The sequence below is a fragment of the Campylobacter sp. IFREMER_LSEM_CL1085 genome (assembly GCF_025772235.1).
Taxonomy (GTDB): domain Bacteria; phylum Campylobacterota; class Campylobacteria; order Campylobacterales; family Campylobacteraceae; genus Campylobacter_D; species Campylobacter_D lari_D.
Window position 1 is genome coordinate 77,994 of sequence record NZ_JAKMRU010000003.1, and the last position, 21,975, is coordinate 99,968.

The 21,975-nt window shown below is 27.5% G+C and carries 22 protein-coding genes and 1 pseudogene; 20 read left to right on the plus strand and 3 right to left on the minus strand.

Annotated features, from left to right (window positions below):
* The first annotated feature begins 16 nt into the window (after positions 1–16).
* Genes L8W56_RS02325 through L8W56_RS02340 form a run of 4 tightly spaced genes read left to right on the plus strand, consistent with a single transcriptional unit; the run spans position 17 to position 3,711 of the window.
* Complete coding sequence (locus L8W56_RS02325; protein WP_263659296.1) at positions 17–958, plus strand: alpha-2,3-sialyltransferase; 942 nt, start codon at positions 17–19, stop codon at positions 956–958.
* Positions 900–1,931 (plus strand): sialic acid synthase, encoded by a 1,032-nt coding sequence (gene neuB1, locus L8W56_RS02330; RefSeq protein WP_263659297.1) that lies wholly within the window; start codon positions 900–902, stop codon positions 1,929–1,931. The genes L8W56_RS02325 and neuB1 overlap by 59 nt, the downstream gene beginning before the upstream one ends.
* Positions 1,928–3,043 carry a UDP-N-acetylglucosamine 2-epimerase gene (gene neuC / locus L8W56_RS02335; protein ID WP_025399208.1) on the plus strand — a complete coding sequence of 372 codons (1,116 nt, stop codon included), beginning with the start codon at positions 1,928–1,930 and terminating at the stop codon, positions 3,041–3,043. Before neuB1 ends, neuC (L8W56_RS02335) begins: the two co-directional genes overlap by 4 nt.
* Entirely contained in the window at positions 3,040–3,711 is a 672-nt protein-coding gene (locus L8W56_RS02340; protein WP_263659298.1) for a cytidylyltransferase domain-containing protein, read from the plus strand. The genes neuC (L8W56_RS02335) and L8W56_RS02340 overlap by 4 nt, the downstream gene beginning before the upstream one ends.
* Here the strand turns inward: L8W56_RS02340 and L8W56_RS02345 are convergent.
* Positions 3,701–4,431: pseudogene (locus L8W56_RS02345) on the minus strand (glycosyltransferase family 25 protein). The gene L8W56_RS02340 and the pseudogene L8W56_RS02345 overlap by 11 nt on opposite strands.
* Before the next feature lie 205 nt (positions 4,432–4,636).
* On the opposite strand from L8W56_RS02345, the gene L8W56_RS02350 reads away from it, so the two are divergent.
* From L8W56_RS02350 to L8W56_RS02395, 10 genes are read left to right on the plus strand one after another with little or no spacing between them, the layout of a single operon-like run.
* Positions 4,637–5,644, plus strand: a complete 1,008-nt coding sequence (locus tag L8W56_RS02350) for an NAD-dependent 4,6-dehydratase LegB (protein ID WP_263659299.1) — start codon at positions 4,637–4,639, stop codon at positions 5,642–5,644.
* Between the two features lie 25 nt (positions 5,645–5,669).
* Positions 5,670–6,347, plus strand: a complete 678-nt coding sequence (locus tag L8W56_RS02355) for an acetyltransferase (protein WP_258108297.1) — start codon at positions 5,670–5,672, stop codon at positions 6,345–6,347.
* Between the two features lie 3 nt (positions 6,348–6,350).
* Positions 6,351–6,755 carry a MaoC family dehydratase gene (locus L8W56_RS02360; RefSeq protein ID WP_258108296.1) on the plus strand — a complete coding sequence of 135 codons (405 nt, stop codon included), beginning with the start codon at positions 6,351–6,353 and terminating at the stop codon, positions 6,753–6,755.
* A 20-nt stretch (positions 6,756–6,775) separates the two neighbouring features.
* Entirely contained in the window at positions 6,776–7,780 is a 1,005-nt protein-coding gene (gene neuB, locus L8W56_RS02365) for an N-acetylneuraminate synthase (protein WP_263659300.1), read from the plus strand.
* A complete protein-coding gene (gene neuC / locus L8W56_RS02370; RefSeq protein WP_263659301.1) occupies positions 7,770–8,930 on the plus strand; it encodes a UDP-N-acetylglucosamine 2-epimerase in 1,161 nt (386 codons plus the stop codon). The genes neuB and neuC (L8W56_RS02370) overlap by 11 nt, the downstream gene beginning before the upstream one ends.
* Positions 8,927–9,955: a nucleotidyltransferase family protein gene (locus L8W56_RS02375; protein ID WP_263659302.1), complete on the plus strand. Its 1,029-nt coding sequence runs from the start codon at positions 8,927–8,929 to the stop codon at positions 9,953–9,955. Before neuC (L8W56_RS02370) ends, L8W56_RS02375 begins: the two co-directional genes overlap by 4 nt.
* On the plus strand, positions 9,952–10,854 hold the full coding sequence (locus tag L8W56_RS02380; protein ID WP_263659303.1) for a Gfo/Idh/MocA family protein: 903 nt from the start codon (positions 9,952–9,954) through the stop codon (positions 10,852–10,854). Before L8W56_RS02375 ends, L8W56_RS02380 begins: the two co-directional genes overlap by 4 nt.
* Positions 10,847–11,554, plus strand: a complete 708-nt coding sequence (locus tag L8W56_RS02385) for an acylneuraminate cytidylyltransferase family protein (protein ID WP_263659304.1) — start codon at positions 10,847–10,849, stop codon at positions 11,552–11,554. Before L8W56_RS02380 ends, L8W56_RS02385 begins: the two co-directional genes overlap by 8 nt.
* Positions 11,554–12,318 (plus strand): oxidoreductase, encoded by a 765-nt coding sequence (locus tag L8W56_RS02390; RefSeq protein ID WP_263659305.1) that lies wholly within the window; start codon positions 11,554–11,556, stop codon positions 12,316–12,318. Before L8W56_RS02385 ends, L8W56_RS02390 begins: the two co-directional genes overlap by 1 nt.
* The gene (locus L8W56_RS02395) at positions 12,318–14,249 is read left to right on the plus strand and encodes a motility associated factor glycosyltransferase family protein (RefSeq protein WP_263659306.1); all 1,932 of its coding nucleotides are present in this window, start codon (positions 12,318–12,320) and stop codon (positions 14,247–14,249) included. Before L8W56_RS02390 ends, L8W56_RS02395 begins: the two co-directional genes overlap by 1 nt.
* Positions 14,250–14,253: 4 nt before the next feature.
* Here L8W56_RS02395 and L8W56_RS02400 read toward each other — a convergent pair whose 3' ends face one another.
* Positions 14,254–15,054 carry a glycosyltransferase family 2 protein gene (locus L8W56_RS02400; RefSeq protein ID WP_263659307.1) on the minus strand — a complete coding sequence of 267 codons (801 nt, stop codon included), beginning with the start codon at positions 15,052–15,054 and terminating at the stop codon, positions 14,254–14,256.
* 52 nt (positions 15,055–15,106) lie between these two features.
* On the opposite strand from L8W56_RS02400, the gene waaF reads away from it, so the two are divergent.
* From waaF to L8W56_RS02430, 6 genes are all read left to right on the plus strand, one after another.
* The gene (waaF, locus tag L8W56_RS02405) at positions 15,107–16,027 is read left to right on the plus strand and encodes a lipopolysaccharide heptosyltransferase II (protein ID WP_263659308.1); all 921 of its coding nucleotides are present in this window, start codon (positions 15,107–15,109) and stop codon (positions 16,025–16,027) included.
* On the plus strand, positions 16,028–17,530 hold the full coding sequence (locus L8W56_RS02410; protein ID WP_263659310.1) for an MBOAT family O-acyltransferase: 1,503 nt from the start codon (positions 16,028–16,030) through the stop codon (positions 17,528–17,530).
* A gap of 8 nt (positions 17,531–17,538) precedes the next feature.
* The gene (locus L8W56_RS02415) at positions 17,539–18,666 is read left to right on the plus strand and encodes a hypothetical protein (protein WP_263659311.1); all 1,128 of its coding nucleotides are present in this window, start codon (positions 17,539–17,541) and stop codon (positions 18,664–18,666) included.
* A 92-nt stretch (positions 18,667–18,758) separates the two neighbouring features.
* A complete protein-coding gene (locus L8W56_RS02420; RefSeq protein WP_039619003.1) occupies positions 18,759–19,061 on the plus strand; it encodes an HU family DNA-binding protein in 303 nt (100 codons plus the stop codon).
* Between the two features lie 96 nt (positions 19,062–19,157).
* Positions 19,158–20,060, plus strand: coding sequence for a cysteine synthase A (gene cysK, locus L8W56_RS02425; protein WP_263659312.1), 903 nt, complete (start codon positions 19,158–19,160; stop codon positions 20,058–20,060).
* A 12-nt stretch (positions 20,061–20,072) separates the two neighbouring features.
* Entirely contained in the window at positions 20,073–21,458 is a 1,386-nt protein-coding gene (locus tag L8W56_RS02430) for a replicative DNA helicase (RefSeq protein WP_257938844.1), read from the plus strand.
* Here the strand turns inward: L8W56_RS02430 and tpx are convergent.
* Positions 21,455–21,973, minus strand: coding sequence for a thiol peroxidase (gene tpx / locus L8W56_RS02435; protein ID WP_263659313.1), 519 nt, complete (start codon positions 21,971–21,973; stop codon positions 21,455–21,457). The genes L8W56_RS02430 and tpx overlap by 4 nt on opposite strands.
* Positions 21,974–21,975: the final 2 nt, after the last annotated feature.

The following is a 21,975-nucleotide window of genomic DNA, read 5'->3' on the forward strand; positions in this document are numbered from 1 at the left end:
ATGAAGGGTAATATAAATGCAGGGGGGGGGTAATGCTGTAATTTGTGGCAATGGACCTAGTTTAAAAAAGATAAATTATAAAAGATTACCAAAAGAATTTGATGTTTTTAGATGTAATCAATTTTATTTTGAAGATAGATATTTTGTAGGTAGAAATGTAAAATATGCTTTTTTTAATTCTTTTGTATTTTTTGAGCAATACTATACAACAAAGCAACTTATACAAAATAAAGAATACAATATAGAAAATATAATATGTTCCACTTTTAATTTGCCATTAATAGATGATGAGAGTTTTATAAAATTATTTCCTAGTTATTTTTGTGATGCATTATTAGGACATGAAGTATTAGCTAAAATAAATGATTTTCTTACATTTGTGAAATACAATGAAATTTATAAAAACAAAAGAATAACTTCTGGAATTTATATGTGTGCTGCTGCTGTTGCTTTAGGATATAAAAATATATATTTGACAGGTATCGATTTTTATGATGATAAAAATAATATATATGTATTTAAAAATAACAATAACAATATCTTAAAATTAATTCCAGAGTTTGAAATTGGTGACAGCAATAAAAGACATTCTAAAGAATTTGATTTGCAAGCTTTAAAAATGCTGAAGAAGCAATATGAAGTTAATTTCTATACCTTAAATGAAAATAGCCTAATTAGTAAATATATAGATTTAGCACCTATAGAGAATAGTAATTTCATATTAAAAAATAAACCGAGTAATTATATAAATGATATTTTGATACCAAATTCCGAATATAAAAATACCATATACAAAATGCAAAATCAAAATTCAAAATTTAAACAAAATATATATTATAAGCTATTTAAAGACTTATTCCATCTTCCAAGTGACATAAAACACTACTTAAAGGAAAAATATGCAAATAAAAATAGAAAAATTAACTATTTCTCAGAAAAATCCTTTGATAATCCCTGAAATAGGCATAAACCATAATGGTAGTTTAGAGATAGCAAAACTTATGGTAGATGCAGCCAAAAGAGCAGGAGCTAAGATAATAAAACACCAAACTCATATAGTCGAAGATGAAATGAGTCAAGAAGCTAAAAATGTTATACCAGGTAATGCAAATATTAGTATTTATGAGATCATGGAGCAATGTGCATTAAGCTATAAAGATGAACTAGCTTTAAAAGAGTATGTAGAAAAGCAAGGTTTAGTATATCTTAGCACTCCATTTAGCAGAGCTGCTGCAAATCGTTTAGAAGATATGGGTGTAAGTGCTTATAAAATAGGCTCGGGTGAATGCAATAATTATCCTTTAATAAAACATATAGCACAATTTAAAAAACCTATGATTATAAGTACCGGTATGAATAGCATAGAAAGTATAAAACCCACAGTTAAAATACTTAGAGATTATGAAATACCTTTTGTTTTACTTCATACTACAAATTTATATCCAACCCCATCACACTTAGTAAGATTACAAGCTATGTTAGAACTATATAAAGAATTTAATTGTCTTTATGGACTCAGTGATCACACCACAAACAATCTTGCATGTATAGGCGCAATAGCTCTTGGAGCAAGTGTGCTAGAAAGACACTTTACGGATACTATGGATAGAAAAGGCCCTGATATAGTTTGCTCTATGGATGAAAGCACTTTAAAAGATCTTATAAATCAAACACAAGAAATGGTGCTTTTAAGAGGCGATAATAATAAAAATCCTTTAAAAGAAGAGCAAGTGACCATTGATTTTGCATTTGCTAGTGTAGTAAGTATTAAAGATATAAAAAAGGGTGAAATTTTATCTATGGATAATATTTGGGTAAAAAGACCTTCAAAAGGTGGTATAAGTGCAAAGGATTTTGAAGCCATACTTGGAAAAAGAGCAAAAAAAGATATAAAAAATAATATACAACTAACATGGGATGATTTTGAATGAAAAAAATAGTTTTTGTTAGTGGAACTAGAGCTGATTTTTCTAAAATAAAATCTCTAATGATGAAAGTTGAAAATTCAAATGAATTTGAATTATTTATATTTGTAACCGGTATGCATATGAGTAAAAAATTTGGCTCTACTTATATGGAAATAGAAAAATGTGGTTTTAAAAATATATATAAATATATAAATCATGATAAGTATTATCAGATGGATAAGGCTTTATCATCAACAATAGATGGTTTTTCTAAATTTATACATGAGATAGAGCCTGATTTAATAGTAGTGCATGGTGATAGAGTGGAGCCTTTAGCTGCTGCTATAGTAGGAAGTTTAAATAATATCTTAGTGGCACATATAGAAGGCGGAGAGCTTTCAGGAACTATAGATGAGAGCTTAAGACACGCTATTAGTAAATTAGCACATATTCATTTAGTAAATGATGAAATAGCAAAAAAAAGATTAATACAAATGGGTGAAGATGAGAAATCCATTTTCATTATAGGTTCTCCTGATTTAGAATTGCTAAATAATACTATATCTTTAGATGAAGCAAAAAAATATTATGATATAAAATTTAAAAATTATGCCATAGCTATATTTCATCCAATTACAACCGAAATAAACTCTTTATATAAACAAAGTGAAGAATTTGTAAATGCTCTTATAAAAAGTGAGAAAAATTATATAGTTATTTATCCAAATAATGATTTAGGATTTGAGTTGATTTTGCAAAATTATGAAAGGCTTAAAAATAATGAAAGATTTAAAATTTTTCCTTCTTTAAGATTTGAGTATTTTATAAGTTTGTTAAAAAATGCCAATTTTATCATAGGAAATTCAAGTTGTATAATAAAAGAAGCTTTATATCTTAATGTAAATGGAATTTTAGTTGGCTCAAGACAAGATGGTAGAACTGACATTAATAAAACAATAAGAGTAAATGCAGAGGAAAAGGATATATTAGAAGCTATTTTAAATACTAGCAAATGCACTAATATTATAAACAAAAGACTAGAAATTTTAAATAGTTCTGAGCAATTTTATAGGTTATTGAAAAATAATATTTTATTTACTATAAACAAGCAAAAAATATTTATGGATAAAAAATGACTTTAGCTATAATACCTGCTCGAGCTGGTTCAAAAGGTATAAAAAATAAAAATTTAGCTCTTTTACACAATAAGCCTTTGTTGTATTATACTATCAATGCGGCAAAAAATTCAAAGTATGTAGATAAAATTGTTTTAAGTAGCGATGGTAGTGATATATTAGAATATGGAAAAACTCAAGGTGTAGATGTGTTAAAAAGACCTAAAGAGTTAGCGTTAGATGATACAACTAGTGATAAGGTTGTATTACATACCTTGAGTTTTTACAAAGATTATGAAAATATTGTTTTATTACAACCCACTTCCCCTTTAAGGACAAATATACATATAGACGAAGCTTTTTTAAAATTTAAAAATGAAAACTCAAATGCATTAATAAGTGTTGTAGAATGCGATAATAAAATTTTAAAAGCTTTTATAGATGATAATGGCAACTTAAAAGGAATTTGCAATAACAAATATCCGTTTATGCCTAGGCAAAAATTACCAAAAACTTATATGAGTAATGGTGCAATTTATATAGTAAAGTCAAATTTATTTTTAAATAACCCAACTTTTTTGCAAGAAAAAACGAGTTGTTATATAATGGATGAAAAAGCTAGTTTGGATATAGATAGTGAAAAAGATTTGAATAAAGTTGAAAGAATTATCAAAGGTTTTATTGTTTAAGATGTTTTTTATTATATGTAAATTTTAAAATCAAAAAATAAAATCTTATAATTTCTCTTATAATTTTAGATGGTATGCTAAGTTTCTTTTTTCTTTGTGTTATAGTAGTTTCTACATGATTTAAGTCAAGCAAAAATGGTTTATATATAATGTTTTGTATTTTATTATAATAATACATATCCATATAATCATCTACAGGCTTAAACCAATATCTCGCTTTTTCAATAAACTTTTTTGCAGCATTTGGGTGTATAAAATATCCTTGCGTGCCACCAATATTTTCGTAACTTATATAAAAATTATTATTTAAATGGTGTATTTTTTTATCAAAAAGGTAATAAAATCTTATGTATTCATAGTTATTTAGTAATTTTTCAATGATATTTGAGTTGTTTAAAAACTCATCGCTAAAGATGACATCATCTTCTAAAATGATGATGGGGTTATTAAGTTCTTGACATTTTTCCCATAAACTATAATGAGATGCAAAGCATGATTTTTCACTATCGCTAAGTTCACGCCCAAGTGCAAATTGACACCACCATGGGAAGTGACTTTTAAATTGCAAATGCTCATTTTTAGAACCATCGATGGCTTTAAAAAATTCAAATTCTAGTTGATTTTTTAAATTTGGATTACACGCGAAGAGTTTTTGAATTTGTTCTTGCATAAAATTTTTCTATCTTTTGAGTGTTCTAGATTGATGATAAAAACTTTTATTTTTTTCAAACTCTACTCTCTAACCCTAAAATTTCTTTTTCTAAAACTTCTAATATTTTTCCATTAAAATGCTTATATGAAAAAACACTAGCTAATTTTTTAATGCATTTTAAACTTTGCTTTTTATGTTGGTAATTTTGCCATAAAATTGCTTTATTTTTTATATAAATGTTATTATTGCACAAAAAATATATGAGAAGTTATAATGAAGAATATATTAGTCACAGGTGCAGATGGTTTTATAGGTTCGCATTTAGTTGAAATGCTTTATACACAAACTAAAGACAAGAATTCTTTGTTTTATGGTTATAAAATTAAAGCTTTAAGCCAGTATAATTCTTTTAATTATTGGGGTTGGCTTGAAGATATAGAGTGTTTAAAAGATATTGAAGTAGTTTGTGGAGATATTAGAGATCCACATTTTTGTAAAAATATCACTAAAGATGTAGAAATCATCTTCCATTTAGCAGCTTTAATAGCCATACCTTTTTCTTATGTTGCTCCAGATAGTTATGTAGATGTTAATATAAAGGGTACTTTAAATATCTGCCAAAGTGCATTAGAAAATAATGTAAAGCGTATTATTCATACAAGTACAAGCGAGGTTTATGGTACGGCTTTGTATGTACCTATTGATGAAAAACATCCTTTGCAAGCGCAAAGTCCATATTCAGCAAGCAAAATAGGTGCTGATGCTATGGCAATGAGTTTTTATAATGCTTTCAATCTCCCACTGACCATAGCAAGACCTTTTAATACCTATGGCCCAAGGCAAAGCGCAAGGGCGGTGATCCCAACTATCATCACTCAAATTGCAAATGGAGCTAAACAAATAAAGCTTGGAGATGTAAGTCCTACTAGAGATTTTAATTATGTGAAAGATACTTGTTTAGGGTTTTTAGAGTTAGCTAAATGCCAAAAGGCTATAGGTGAAGTGGTAAATATAGGATCAAATTATGAAATAAGCATAAAAGATACTTTAGAACTCATTAAAAAACTTATGAAATCAAATGTAGAATTTATCACAGAAAATGAACGCGTTAGACCCGAAAATAGTGAAGTATTTAGGCTATGGTGTGACAATAGCAAGATCAAAAGCCTTACTAACTTTTCACCACAATATGATATAGAAAAAGGTTTAGCTCAAACTATAGAGTGGTTTAGTAAACCTTTAAATTTAAAAAAATATAAAAGTGATATTTATAATATTTAATTTCTATAATAAAAAGGAGTATATTTTGAGTCAATATATAATTGGAGCTAGCAGTTTTGCTTATGAAATTACAGAGTACATTTCTTATGATAATAAGTTAAATAATATACACAATGGGGGGGGGGTAGATGGTTATTTTGATATAACAAATGAAACATATAACAAATATAATTTTCAATCTCCATATTTAGGATGTGAGGATTTTTATCATTTCAAGGAAAATGACAGTGTAATAATTGCAATATCAAATCCTAAAATTCGTGGTATTGTTTATAATAAAATTAAAAAAATGAAAATCGGTGTTTTTAGTTTTATAAGTTCTAAATCTTTCATATCAAATCAGTCTATCATTTTAGAAGGAGCTATTATTTGTCCTTTCGTTACTTTAACTTCCAATTGCAAAATTGGTGTTAACTTTCAAGCTAATATTTATAGTTATGTGGCTCATGATTGTGTTATAGGTAATAATGTGACATTTGCGCCTTCTGTAAAATGCAATGGTAATGTTATTATAGGTAATAATGTATATATTGGAACAGGAGCTATTATTCATCAAGGTAAAAATGACAAACCTTTAGTGATTGGAAATAATGTTACAATTGCAGCTGGATCTGTCGTAACAAAGAATATAAAGGACAATGAAGTAGTTTTTGGAAACCCTGCGATAAAATTAAATAAAGAAAATTTAAAGAAAAGAATATAAAATATGATTAATATTGATAAAATACATATAGGAATGAAGGCTTCTTGTACTCGAGTGATAACAGATTTGGATGTTGAAAATTTTGCAAAATTATCAGGCGATGTAAATCCAATTCATATAGACGAAGAATATGCTTTGAAGAGTCGATATAAGAAAAAAATAGCACATGGATTTTTTGTATCTTCATTTTTTTCTTCTTTATTTGGCACAAAACTACCAGGTAAAGGGTGTGTTTATGTTTCTCAAAATCTTAATTTTAAGAGGCCAGTTTATATTGGAGACGAGGTTGAAGCTGAAATTGAAGTGATTAAAGTTAATATTGCTAAAAAAAGAATTTATTTTAAAACATTTTGTAAAATAAAAAATAAAATAGCAATTGACGGGGTAGCTGAGATATTTGTCCCATGATACAAAAAAGTGAAAATATCATGAAAAAAACCTTAATTATAGCAGAAGCTGGAGTTAATCATAATGGTGATATAAATTTAGCTAAAAAGCTTATAGAAGTAGCCAGCGAAGCTGGGGCTGATTTTGTAAAATTTCAAACTTTTGTAGCTGAAAATTGTATAAGTAAAAATGCCAAAAAAGCAGAGTATCAACTCCAAGCTACTGATGAAAATCAAAGCCAGTTTGATATGGTTAAAAAATTAGAACTTTCTAAACAAGATCATGAAATTTTAATAGAACATTGTAAAAAATTTAATATTAAATTTCTTTCCACTGCTTTTGATTTAGAAAGTATTGATTTGCTTGTAAAATTTGATATAGAAATTTTTAAAATTCCAAGCGGAGAATTAACTAATCTTCCTTACTTGAAAAAAATTGCTAGTTTCAATAAAAATATCATCTTATCAACAGGAATGGCCACTTTAGGTGAGATTGAAAAAGCTTTAGATATTTTGGTGCAAAATGGTACTCAAAGAGATAAAATCATTATTTTACATTGTAATACAGAATACCCTACACCTTTTGAAGATGTAAATTTAAGGGCTATGCAAACTTTAAAAAAAGCCTTTTGTTTGCCCGTAGGATATTCTGATCATACTTTGGGTATAACTATACCTATAGCAGCTGTAGCTATGGGAGCTTGTGTGATAGAAAAACATTTTACTTTAGATAAAAGTATGCAAGGGCCTGATCATCAAGCTTCCTTAGAACCTGAAGAATTAAAAGCTATGATTAAATCCATAAGAGAGCTAGAACAAGCTTTTGGAAATGGTGTTAAAATTCCAAGCAAAAGCGAAAGTAAAAACAAAGCCATTGCTAGAAAATCTCTTGTAGCTAAAAAAGTTATAAAAAAGGGCGAATGTTTTAGTGAAGAAAATCTTACCACAAAGCGACCGGGGGATGGAATTTGTGCTATGAAATATGATAAATATTTAGGTAAAATTGCTAGTAGAGATTATGCCGAAGATGAGTTAATTGATGAATAGAAAAATTTGTGTTATTAGTGGCACTAGGGCTGAATGGTATTTGTTAAGAAATTTATGTAAATACATTGAACAAGATAATGAATTAACTTTGCAGCTTATTGTTACAGCAGCTCATTTAAGTCAAGATTTTGGTTTTACTTATCAAGAGATTGAAAAAGAATTTAAAGTAAATAAAAAAATTCCCATTTTGCTTAATAACAATGATGGTGTAGGTATTTGTAAAAGTATGGGGCTTTTACAAATTTCACTTTGTGAAGCTTTTGAAGAATTAAAACCTGATATTGTGGTGATATTAGGCGATAGATATGAAATGCTCTCTTGTGCTAGCGCTTGTTTGGTAATGCAAATTCCCTTAGCGCATCTTTGTGGAGGTGAGCTTACTTTGGGAGCTATTGATGATAGCATTAGGCATGCTATTAGTAAAATGGCGCATTTGCATTTTGCTAGTACTCAAACTTATGCAAATAGAATTTTGCAACTTGGAGAAAGTAAAGATAGAGTTTTTAATGTAGGTTCTCTAGGGGGAGAAAATATCAATAATATGAATTTTTTAAACAAGGAAGATTTGCAAAAAGAATTGAATTTGATATTTGATGAAAATATATATTTAATAACTTATCATCCTCAAACGATACAAAAATCAAGCGTTAAAAAAGAAATAAAATTATTGCTTGAATTTTTAGATAATTTGGAAAATTCTACTTTAATTTTTACGAAAGCAAATGCTGATGAGAATGGTTTATATATTAATGAGCTTTTAAATGAGTATTGTATAAAACAATCTCATAAAGCAAAGTTATTTGATAATTTGGGCTCTAAAAGATACTTAAGTTTAATGAAAATAGCAAATATGCTTATAGGAAATAGCTCTAGTGGAATTTGCGAAAGTCCTTTTTTAAGAATTCCTTGTATCAATATAGGTAACAGGCAAGAAGGAAGAATTTTTGCTGATAATATTATAAATTGTGATATTTATCATTTAAAACAAGCGTTTTTGTATGTTAATACCAAAGAATATCAAGATAAGCTAAAAAATTTCATTAATCCTTTTGAGTGTGAAGGTAAAAATACAAGTCTAATGATAAAGGATATTTTAAAAAATATTTCTTTGGAAAAAATTTTATATAAAAAATTTGTGGATATGCAATGAGTATTGAAAAATTAAAACTTGCTAAAAATGCAAGCATACAAGAAGCTTTAAAAATTATAGGTAGTGAGCGTGTTAGAATAGCTTTGGTGGTAGAAAATGATAAATTTTTAGGTGTAATTAGTGATTCTAACATTAGAAGAGCTTTATTAAATGGCAAAAAGCTTGAAGATAGTATAGAAACAATTTATACTAAGAATTCGCTAACTATTAAAGAAAATACAAGTAAAGAAGAGCTTTTAAAATTAGCTAGTCAAACTGATATTTATGATTTTCCTGTCTTAAATAGTGAAAATGAAGTCATAGCTATAAAATCTATTGCTTCAATTCTTAAAGAAAAAAGTTTTGAAAATGAAGTAGTTCTAATGGTTGGAGGTCTTGGAAGTAGATTGGGTGAACTTACCAAAAATACTCCAAAACCTATGTTAAAAATAGGTAAAAAACCAATACTCGAAAATATTGTTTTAAATTTCAAAGAACAAGGTTTTAAAAAGTTTATATTTTGTGTAAATTATAAAAAAGAAGTTATTTGTGATTATTTTCAAGAAGGCAAAAGTTGGGGTGTTGAAATTTCTTATATTAAAGAAAAACAAAAACTTGGCACTGCCGGGGCTTTGTCTTTGGTGAAAGATATGAAAAAATCATTTATTGTTATGAATGGAGATATTTTAACTAAACTTGATTTTGATCAACTTATTCAAGAGCATAAAAAAAGTAAAGCAGTGATGAGTGTGGTACTTAGAGAATTTGAGCAACAAATTCCTTACGGTGTTGTGAAAATTTCTAACAATGATATAAAAGATATAGAAGAAAAACCTATGCAGAAATTTTTAGTTAGTGCTGGAATTTATGTATTAGAACCAGAAGTTTTAAAGTATATCAAAAAAGATGTGTATTTGGATATGCCTAATTTGATTAAGCGATTGTTAGATAAAAAATTAAAAATAAATTCTTATATATTACAAGATTATTGGATTGATATAGGAAGACTTGAAGAATATGAAAAGGCGATTGTGGATTTTCAATGAAAGCTTTGATTATAGGATTTGGTAGTATAGGAAAAAAACACTACTTAGCTTTAAAACACTTAGGTTATGAAGTTAGCGTAGTTTCAAGAAGTTATAAAAAGAATGATTTGCAATGCTTTAAGAGCTTGCAAGAAGTAAAATTAGAAGAAATTGATTTATTTGTTATAGCAACTATAACGATAAATCACTATGAAACTTTAGAATCAATCGATAAAAAAATAAAAGGCAAAACTATTTTAATTGAAAAGCCTTTATTTGAAAAATATAGAGAGTTTAACTCTATCAATGGTAATTATATTTATGTGGCTTATTTGCTACGCTTTCATCCTTTAGTGGAAAAAATAAAAACTATTATACAAAAAGATCAATATATTTATTTTGTTGAATTTAATTGCTCATCATATTTACCAAACTGGAGAATTTGTGATTATACTCAAAATTATAGTGCAAAAAAAGAATTAGGTGGAGGAGTTTTATTGGATTTATCCCATGAGCTTGATTTAGCGTATTATTTTTTTGAAAAATTAAAATTATTATATGCTCAAAATTTAAAAATTTCTGAACTTGAAATTAATAGTGATGATTTTGCATTTTTATCTTTAAAATCTAAAAAAGAATTAATTCATATCAAACTTGATTATTTTTCTAAATTTACAAAAAGAGAGATTGTTTTGCATTCTCGTGATAAAACTTATAAGGCAGATTTAGTCAATAACAAATTATACATTTTTGGAACAACTACCTCGTTGCAGGTGGAAGAATGCCAAAGTGATACGATAAAAAATTTAATAAGTCTTCATGAAAAAATTATAGAAAAGGATTGTAGCGTGTGCAATCTTTATGAAGCTTTTGATGTTTTAAAATTATGTGATGAAGTCAAAAGGAGATCTAGTGAATAATATTTTATGCACAATATGTGCAAGAGGTGATAGTAAAGGGGTTAAAAATAAAAACATTAGAAAAATTAATGATTTGGAATTAATTGCTTATAGCATAATCCAAGCTAAAAATTCTCAACTTTTTAAACATATTGTAATTAGTACAGATAGTGATGAAATAGCACAAGTTGCTTTAAAATATGGCGGAGAAGTTTTTTTCAAAAGAGATGAAAATTTGGCAAAAGATGATAGTGCTAAATTGCCTGTTATAAAAGATGCTTTGTTAAAAAGCGAAGAATATTTTAATACCAAATTTAACACCATAATAGATCTTGATGCTTCTGCACCTTTGCGAAATAGTAAAGATATTTGCAAAGCATATGAGCTTTTTAAACAAGAAAAAAAGTCAAATTTAATTACAGCTACTCCGGCAAGACGCAACCCGTATTTTAATCTAATAGAAGTAGATAATGATGAGGTAAAAAAGTCTAAAGAAGGAAATTTCACTACGCGTCAAAGTGCTCCAAAATGTTATGATATGAATGCTAGTATTTATATTTTTACTAGGGAAAAATTGTTAAAAAATGATACTTTATTTGGAAAAGATACGAGCTTGTATATAATGGATGAAAAGACAGCTTTTGATATAGATAGTGAGTTTGATTTTGAAATAGTAGAATTTTTAATCAAAAAGGCTAATTTAAAACAGGAAGATTTTTAATGATTAAAGATAAAGTAGTATTTATAATAGGAGCATGTGGCCGTATAGGAAGTGCTTTGAGCAAGGCGTGTTTAGAGCATAATGGAAAAATTATCATTGCAGATATTAACGAGGAAGGATTATTTCACTTAGCATCAAAATTAAATAATAAAGAACGCATTTTAAGCAAAAAAATTGATATAAATGATCAAAAAGCAATTGAAGATTGTTTAAAAGAAGCTGTTTTAAAATTTGGAAAAATTGATGCTTTTGTTAATTGTGCTTATCCTGTGAGTAAAGATTGGGGGAAAATTGCTTATTATGAAGCAAGTTATGAACAAATTTGTGAAAGTTTGAATTTGCATCTAGCTAGTTTTATTTTTATAGCTAATATAATGGTAAAATTTTTTAAAAAACAAGGCTTTGGAAATATTATTAATTTAAGTTCGATTATGGGTGTTTATGCGCCTAAATTTGAAAACTATAAAGGAACTTCTATGCAAAGTCCTTTAGAATATAGTGTTATAAAAGCTGGTATTAATCATCTTGGTGTTTGGCTTGCTAAAGAGCTTTTTAATACAAATATAAGAGTAAATAGCGTAGCCTTTGGTGGTATAAAAGACAATCAACCCCAAGTGTTTTTGGATGCTTATAGAAAGTGTTGTGCTTCTAAAGGTATGTTAGATGCTAATGATGTGTGCGGGACTTTGATATTTTTAATGTCAGATTATTCTAAATTTATAACAGGACAAACTATAATAGTAGATGATGGATGGGGACTTTGATGAGTATTTTAGAAAATAATATTAATGCAGTGTTTGATCATAATTTAAAAGAGCAATTAAAAAAAGTAAATCAAACTTATCAAATAGTACAAGGTGATGATAATTTAGATATAAATATTATAGACGGGGGGGGGCATAGGCTTTATGATAAGCCGCTAGAAGAATTAAATAAAACATTAAATTTATACAATGATAAATATCTTTTATATCCTATATTATTCTTTTATGGTTTTGGAAATGGAATTTTATATAAAGCTCTTTTGCAAAATCCAAATTATAAGATTATTTTAGTATTTGAACCTGATGTAAATATAATCTATACTATGTTTAAAATGATAGATTTTTCTAAGGAATTAAAAGAAAATAGATTATTACTACTAGATCCAAATAATGAAAATATCAATGATTTGAAAAATTTGTTTTTAAGCAATTTGATATTTAAATTTTTAAGGACTTATTTTTTAGAGATACATTGTGATTATTATGATGGCAAGTATCAAGAAGAAATTTTGAAATTAAATTCTTTAATACAAGATGCTATAAAAGAAAATATAATTTCTATTGGAGATGATCCATTAGATGCCTTGCGAGGTATAAAACATTTTACACAAAATATTCCTAAAATGATAGCCAATCCAAGCTATAAAGAATTATTAAATAAAAGAAAAAATTTAAGTGATACAGCTATAATAGTCTCAACAGGACCTAGCTTAACTAAACAACTTCCACTTTTAAAACAATACCAAAACAAAGCCAGTATATTTTGTGCTGATAGTGCTTATCCTATACTTGCAAAAGCAAATATTAAACCTGATTATGTTTTTTCACTCGAGAGAACTGATTTTACTAGTGAATTTTTTAACAATGATTTTGGTGAATTTGATAAAGATATATTATTTGTTATTAAATCAGTTACTCATCCAAATACTATTAAGTATTTAGAAAAAAATAAAAGAAAATATATGATAGTTTCAACTCCAGAATATTTTTTTAAATATTGTTCTTTAAATGATTTTGGGTATTTTAACATGGGATGGAGTGTTGCTCATATGGCCTGTTATTTATCGGTTCATTTAAAACATAGTAATATAATATTTATTGGGCAAGATTTAGCTTATGGTGAAAGTAAAGTTTCGCATGCTATTGGACATATATACGGAGAACATGATTTAGATGATGAAGGTTTATACAAAGAAAATTTAAAAACTGAAGCTTATGGTGGTGGTAAATATATTGAGAGTTCATCTATATGGATTTTTTTTAAGAAAGTACTTGAAAATGATATTCTTACTTTTAATAAGATGAATATGAAAATTTACAACTGCACTGAGGGTGGAGCAAGAATAAATGGAACTATTGAAAAGCCTTTTAAGCATATATGTGAAAAATTATTAAAAAAAGATTTGAACAAGCCTTTTACAAAACTTGAAAATTTAAATTTAAATAAACAAAATGAATTATTATTAAAAGCATATTTCAAAATTATAAAAAACATTAAACAATATGAAAATTTAAAAAAAGAATTATGCGAAAGAAATATATCTATAAATAAAAATTTATTACATATTGATAATTTAGATATTCAAGATTCTATACATATGTTTGAATTAATATTAAAACAAATTGATGAACTTAAAACTAGCATATATCGTTGTGGTTTGTTAAATGGACCTTTAATCAGACAATTTGAATTAAATTTAGCAAGAATTTATGTGTTAAATCCAAAAACACAAGAAGATAGCTACAATAAATCAATGCTTTGGATAAAAGAACACCTAGATTGGATAAAATTAATCATAGCTCATATAGATTCTCAAAAGGAAGTTCTACAAAGAAGTATAGTTACAACTAAAGATGAGCTTATAGAAAAAGGTTTTTTGAATTTAGTAGAAAAAATCGATCAAAGAGCTTTAAAAAATGTTAATTTTTGATATTTTATAATCTATTTTTTAAATTTATTAAATCGATTTCAAAAATTTCAAGTAATTTTTCATTAAATTTTTTATAATCACACGAGAGCTTTTTTATAAGCTCAAAACTTCTTTTTTTATCTTTGTAATTTTGCCATAAAATTTCTTTATTTTTGTTTTCATATCTACCATTGTCATTAAATTCATAGCGGTATATGCATTCTTGCGATACAAAAAAGCTCTCACTTAGCATAAAATTTATATAGTTAAAAAGCACATCTTCTCCATAACAAAGTTTTTCTTTAAAATCAACATGCTCAAAACTTTTTAAAATCAAATTTTTCCTATATACTTTCGCCCAAACACTCCAACAAAAATGCTTTTGTTTAAGTAAAAATTCCAAAAATTCATCTTTTTTAAAAAGTTCATCTTGTTTAAATCTATAAAATTTCTTAAATTTCACCCTATGTACATATGCATCAAACACTACCATATCTACATTTTTAATTTTTTCAAGCCCAACTTCATAAGCATTAAGCTCTAAATAATCATCAGGATCTAAAAACATTATATAGGGTGAGCTTGAATTTAATACACCTATATTTCTACTAGCAAAAGTTCCTAAATTCTCTTCATTGTGTATGATTTTTATCCTATCATCTTTACTAGCATATTCTTTAGCTATATCTACACTTTTATCATTACCGCAATCATCTACTACAATGATTTCTATATCTTTAAAAGTTTGGTTAATACAACTTTCTAATGCTCTAGCAATATATTTTTCTACATTATAAGTTGGTAGTATGATGGAAATTTGACTCATTTTAGCTCTTTATTTTTTGATATAATTATAGCTTTTATTTTTAAGGAAAATTATGAATATTTTTATCAATCTTCCCACTTGGCTTGGCGATGCAGTGATGGCTAGTGCGGCTATTTATGCTATAAAAGAAAAATACCCTCAAGCTAAATTTACTTTTTATGGTTCTTTTGTGAGCACAGAGCTTTTTAAACGCTTTGAAAATGCTCAAATTTTAGTAGAAAATAAAAAGCAAAGATATAAGCAAATTTTAAAAGCTAGAAAAAATCTTGGTAAATTTGATCTAGCTTTTTCATTTCGCTCGGCATTTTCAAGTAAGATCATTTTAAATCTAATCAAAGCAAAAAAAAGATTTTATTTTGATAAAAATATTCTAAAAGAAGAACACCAAGTCTTAAAATACTTAAATTTCATAGAAAAAGCCTTAAATTTTAAAGCTACTTCAAATTCTTTAAAACTCCCTATAAAAGCAAAATCAATTCAAAAAATCTTAGGTATAAACCCGGGTGCGCATTTTGGAAGTGCTAAAAGATGGGAAGCGAACTATTTTGCAAGGGTAGCAAAAGAATTTAGTCCCACGCATCAAATTTTAATCTTTGGAGTAGAAAGTGAGAGAGAAATTTGTGATGAAATTGAGCATTTTCTTTTAAAAGAAGGTATCAAATCAAAAAATCTTTGTGGTAAAACTAGTATTTATACTTTATGTAAAAATATTTCTATGCTTGATTTGCTCATCACAAACGACAGTGGTCCTATGCATATAGGTGTAGTTTATGGAGTGAAAACGGTGGCTATTTTTGGCTCGACTAATTTTAGTCAAACCTCTCCTTGGCAAGAAAATGCTAAAATAGCACATTTAAATTTAGCTTGTATGCCTTGTATGCAAAAGGTCTGCCCTTTAAAACACCACAAATGCATGAAAGATTTAAAGCCTGAAGTGGTAATAAATTTAGCAAAAAATATTTTAGGAGTGTAAATGGTTTTTAGTTCTTATGAATTTATATTTATATTTTTACCTATAGTTTTAATTATATTTTATATACTTAAAAAATTTAATCATATTCAAAGCGCAAAATTATTTTTAGTTTTAGCAAGTTTATTTTTTTATGCTTTTTGGAAGGTTGAATATGTTTTGATTTTATTGCTTTCTATGGGTGTGAATTTTTATCTTGCAAATTTAATTTTACTTAATAGGGGGGGGGTAAAGCTATTATTTTATAGTGGTGTGTTTTTTAATTTAGCTTTACTTGCTTTTTTTAAATACACTGATTTTCTTTTAGAAAATTTTAATGTATTTTTTCAAATAGTCCAACTAGATTTTAATATTCCTTTGCCGCATATATTACTACCTTTAGCTATATCTTTTTTTACTTTTCAACAAATTGCTTTTTTAGTAGATTGTTATAAAAGAACAAATATAGAAAGTTTAAAAAGTGAAAATACATATAAAATAAATATTTTAGATTATGCTTTGTTTATAACATTTTTTCCTCAACTTATAGCAGGTCCAATAGTACATCATAAAGAAATGATGCCTCAATTTAAGAGTATGCTTTGGAATAATTCTATTCTTATTAATTGGGAAAATATAGCTAAAGGATTATTTATATTTTCTATGGGTTTATTTAAGAAAGTATATATTGCTGATTCTTTTGCGCTTTGGGCTAATGCAGGGTTTAAGATAGTTGAAAATGGAGGTACTTTAAATATTTTTGAAGCTTGGGCAACTTCTTTATCTTATACTTTTCAGCTTTATTTTGATTTTAGTGGCTATTGTGATATGGCTATAGGTATAGCTTTGTTTTTTAGTATAAAACTTCCTATTAATTTTAACTCTCCTTATAAAGCATTAAATATAAGTGATTTTTGGAGAAGATGGCATATAACATTAGGTAAATTTTTAAAAGATTATTTATATATACCTTTGGGTGGTAATAGGGTTTCTAAGATTATAAATTTAAGAAATCTTTTTATAGTGGCTTTTGTAAGTGGAGTATGGCATGGAGCTGGATGGGGTTTTGTGATATGGGGAGTGTTGCATGGACTAGCTATGGTACTTCATAGAATATATTCATTTATAACCCCAAATGCAAAATTTAAAGAAAGCATCATTTATAAAATATTTGCATGGTTTGTAACTTTTAATTTTATTAACCTTGCGTGGATATTTTTTAGAAGCGAAAATCTTCAAGGTGCTATAAATCTTTTAAAAGCTATGTTTGGTATAACTTGGATGGAATTGCCAATAAAATGGCATAGAATGAAAGAATCTTTAGCGCAAATTAGTGGTAGTAATGAAACTTTAATTTACATCATCGTTTGTATGATTTTATGTATTGGGTTTAAAAATAGTATTGAAAAACTTGAAAAGTTTAAAGCTAGTTATATAAATTCTTTATTAGTCATGCTTTTTTTATATATAGCTTTGATAACTTTAGGAGTGGTTCCTTATACTGAATTTATTTATTTTAATTTCTAAGGATAAAAATGTTTAAATCATATAAAAAATTTGTAATTTGTTCTTTATTAATACCTTTGCCTTTTATATTGTTTTTAGGAGTTTTGCTTTATGTGTACGATCCATTGCAGCTTTATCATGAACCTTGGTTTAGAAAAAAAACGTATTACAATGATTTAACTATTAGCTCCAAAGGTATAATCGATCACAATAAATTTGATTCTATAATTTTTGGAACTTCAATGCTTCAAAATACTTCATCTTTTGAAGCAACTTCTAAACTTGGAGGGCAATTTATCAATTTATCAATAGGTGGAAGCACTTTTGAACAAAGAAAGATTATTTTAGACTATATATTGAAAAAACATACTATTAAACATTTAGTAATATCTTTAGATGAATTTGCAATTATGGATGTAAAATTTCAAAATTTTTCTAATTTTAGCTATTTATATGATCAAAACACCTATAATGATTTAAAAATTTATCTTAATAAAAAATTTATTTTCTGCGCATTGAAATTTTCTAGTAATAAAAAATGTGTTGGAGATGATACTGAGTTAGAAAATTTACCAAAATGGATTAAAAGCCCAATTGCACAAAAACAATTTGGAGGGATTGGAAATTGGATTAAAAATATAGAAGAGGGTGTCCGAAAGGATATTAAAAAAATTGTGCAATTATACAATGGAAATTACATACATGATTATTCGAGTATAGATCTTAATGTTTTAAAAAATCATATTGATATTTACATATTTAACTATGCTAAAATGTATCCAAATGTCCAGTTTTCTTTAATCTTACCAACTTATTCTAGAGTTTATCACAAGATGGCACAGGTTGATTTTCAATATTACCAACAATGGGTAGATTTGGTAAAATATATTATTTTAAAGTCAAAAACACTTGAAAATGTTAAAATATATGGATTTGATGATTTAGATTATGCAGATGATATTGCAAATTATAAAGACTTAAATCACTATAATATAGACATGAATTCAATGCAACTTGATGCTATTAAAAACCAAACAAACATTTTAACGCCTGAAAATATGGATGAGTATTTTAAAATTACGGAAGAAAAAATCAAAAATTATGATTTAAATCCTTTAATTGAGCAAATAAAAGCAAGCGGTATTTTAGATAAATAGTGTAAATAAAAGCTTTTTTTGCATGAAAACCTCTTGCAAAAGCTTGATAAATGTGTTAAACTTAACAATCATTTTTAATCAAGGAGCTTTTTATGACTAAAGCAGATTTTATTTCTCAAGTTGCTCAAACTGCTGGGCTAACTAAAAAAGATGCAACTGCAGCTACTGATGCAGTAATCGCTACTATTACTGATGTATTAGCTAAAGGTGATAGCATTAGCTTTATCGGTTTTGGTACATTTTCTGTAGCTGAAAGAGCTGCTAGAGAAGCTAGAGTGCCAAGCACTGGTGCTACTATTAAAGTACCTGCTACTAAAGTTGCTAAATTTAAAGTAGGTAAAAACCTTAAAGATGCAGTTGCTGCTGCTAAAACTGCTAAAAAAGCTAAAAAATAATTCTTTGCGCAAAAGTTAAAAAACTTTTGCGTTTTTCTTCATAGTTAAGTATTAATTTTCTTTTGATATTGTTTTTAAAAATATTAAAGGAAGACAATGTCAGTTTATAATAATATCTTAGATTGTATAGGTAATACCCCGATTATTTCTTTAAAAGAATTTGCTCCAAATCTTTATGCTAAATGCGAGTATTTTAATCCAAGTCATTCTATAAAAGATAGAGCGGCTGTGGAGATGATAAAACAAGCTTTAAATGAAGGTAAAATCAATCAAGAAACAACCATTATAGAAGCTACAAGTGGAAATACCGGCATAGCTTTAGCAATGATTTGTGCAAGCTTAAAGCTTAAACTTATCATAGCTATGCCTGAGTCTATGAGTATTGAGCGTAGAAAAATGATGAGTTTTTTTGGTGCAAAGCTAGAGCTTACTCAAGCAAGCAAAGGTATGCAAGGGGCGCTTGATAGAGCTAATGAGCTTTTGAGTGAAATTCCAAATTCGTTTATGATAAGTCAATTTGAAAATATCAACAACAAAAATGCACATAGAAAAAATACTGCTTTAGAAATTTTAAAAGCTTTACCCGATCTTGGTATTTTTTTAGCAGGTTTTGGTACAGGTGGAACTATTAGCGGGGTAGGAGAAATTTTAAAAGAACACAATCCTAATGTCAAAATCATAGCCTTAGAACCCGCATCTTCGCCACTTTTGAGTCAAAATACCGCTGCAAGCCATAAAATTCAAGGTATAGGTGCAAATTTTATCCCTAAAATTTTAAATCAAAAAATCATAGATGAGATAGTTTGTGTAAGCAATGAAGATGCTATAAATACAGCCTTAGAGCTTGGTAAAAATGGCATAATGGCAGGAATTTCAAGTGGTGCAAATGTATATATGGCTAGAAAAATTGCTTTAGAAAACCCTGATAAAAAAGTCTTGACTATGTTAAATGATACAGCCGAGCGATATTTGTCAACTGATTTATTTGCAAATTTATAATTAGGGGTGTGTATGAGTCAAAATAATGAGCATTTTGATTTAGATCTTGAAAGGGCGATTTTAAGTTCTTGTATATATAGTGAAGATTCTTTTTTTAGTGTTTCTTCGGATATTGAAATTAATGATTTTTCGCTCAAAGCTCATCAAGATATTTATAAAGCTATTTTAGCTTGTGTGAATGCAGGCGAGCCTATAAGTGCAAGTTTTATAAGAAAACATAAAAAAGTAGATGAGCAAATTTTAGCTGAAGTTTTAGCTACTACTTCCATAGCAGATGTGAGTAAATACGCTTATGAATTAAGAGAAAAATCCATTAGACGCCAACTTTTAAATTTTGCTTATACTATACCTACAAGGGTAAATGAAGATAAAAGCATTTCTCAAATCTCAGATGAAATAGGCAAAGAAATTTTTAATCTTACAAACCGTGTAAATAGTAATAGTATTAAGGATATGACTATGGTGATGTCTGAGCTTATGGATGAGTTTAAAAAGCAAAAAGAAGCTGAAAATAAAGATATTTTGGGACTTGATACAGGTTTTAGTGAGCTTAATAAAATGACAAAAGGTTTTAAACCTGGCGATCTTGTAATCATCGCAGCACGCCCTGGCATGGGAAAAACTACAATTTGTTTAAATTTTATAGAAAAAACACTAAGACAAAATAAAGGTGTTGTGATGTTTTCACTAGAAATGCCTGCTACGCAAATCATGCAAAGATTAATCAGTGCAAAAACTTCCATTCCTTTGCAAAAAATTCTAATCGCAGATTTAAACGATGATGAGTGGAGTAGGGTAGGTGATGCTTGTAATGAATATGCACAAAAAAATCTTTATATTTATGATAGTGGTTATGCTAGCATAGCAGACATTCGTTCAATTTTACGCAAAATCAAGGCTCAAGATGAGAGTATTGAGCTTTGCGTAGTTGATTACATCGGCCTTATGATGAGTAATTCAGCTTTTAATGATAGGCATTTGCAGGTGAGTGAAATTTCAAGAGGTTTAAAGCTTTTAGCAAGAGAATTAAATATGCCAGTAGTGGCACTTTCGCAATTAAATCGTTCATTAGAAAGTAGAGCAAATAAACGACCTATGCTTAGTGATTTAAGAGAAAGTGGCGCTATAGAACAAGATGCAGATACGATTTTATTTGTATATAGAGATGAGGTTTATAGAGAACAAGAAGAAAAAGAAAGAGAAAATAAAGCCAAAAATGAAGGCAAAACTTATGAGAGAAAATTTATGCCAAATCCTGTGCAAGAAAAAGCTGAGCTTATTATAGGTAAAAATAGAAATGGTCCTGTAGGGCATGTAGATTTGCTTTTCTTAAAAGAAAAATCGTGCTTTATTGAAGCTCCAAAAGAAGATTTTATAGTTACCAATTTTGAAGGTTAATTTAAAGAATAGCGATAATCGTTTTGTATAAAAAGCTCTAAATCTTTAAAATCAATTTTTCCCATCAGCTCTTTTACGAGCTGTTTGTATATTATTTTTTCATCTTTAACTACAAAAGCTGATCTTGCTAATAATCCTGCAAATATACTATCATGTATTAATACTCCATAATTAGTGCCAAAATCTTTAAAGGCAAAATCACTTGCAACTATGATATTATCAATTCCTTCAGTTGCACAAAAACGATCCATAGCAAAAGGTAAGTCCATGCTAACAACAATCACTTCAATGTTTTTTATAGATGCCAATCTTTTGTTAGTTTCTTTAGCTTGTTTGGAGCATACTTGAGTGTCTAAGCTAGGAAAAGTTAGTAAAATTTGAGTTTTTCCAGGTGGTGCTATTTCTACTGAGGCAAGATTTTTAGTTTTTAAAGTCACTTTTGGAGCATTATCGCCAATTTGTAGTTGATTTCCTATGAGTTTTATGTTTTGTTTTTTATATATAATGCTTGACACAA